This window comes from Metasolibacillus meyeri (assembly GCF_003049505.1).
GTDB classification, from domain to species: Bacteria; Bacillota; Bacilli; order Bacillales_A; family Planococcaceae; genus Metasolibacillus; species Metasolibacillus meyeri.
In genome coordinates this window covers 1-265 of record NZ_PYWN01000305.1, presented here as the reverse complement: position 1 = coordinate 265, position 265 = coordinate 1, and the positions used below count along the sequence as shown (strand labels likewise).

The window sequence follows — 265 nt, the reverse complement described above, 5'->3', positions numbered from 1 at the left end:
TCACAATTTAAAAGTGGTTTCAGTTGGACGTTATATGATTATTTAAAAGCTCATTATGGTTATTGGCATAAAACCATTTCAAAAGACGCCATTATGCGTTTATTTGGTGTTGAAACAAAAAAGACTTATCAAAATAATACAAGTTTGTTTAAACAATATGTACTTGATGCTGCAATCGATGAAATTAACCAATTTACAGAACTTGATGTTCGTTATAACGAACAGAAAAGAGGGCGTTCTATTATTGGGTTTGATTTAATTTGGT

The 265-nt window shown here is 29.8% G+C and carries 1 protein-coding gene; it reads left to right on the top strand.

Features of this window, described 5'->3' with window-relative positions; genetic code table 11:
- Positions 1 to 265: replication initiation protein (locus C9J34_RS21665; RefSeq protein ID WP_153062677.1), on the top strand; the 265-nt coding region annotated here is incomplete at both ends.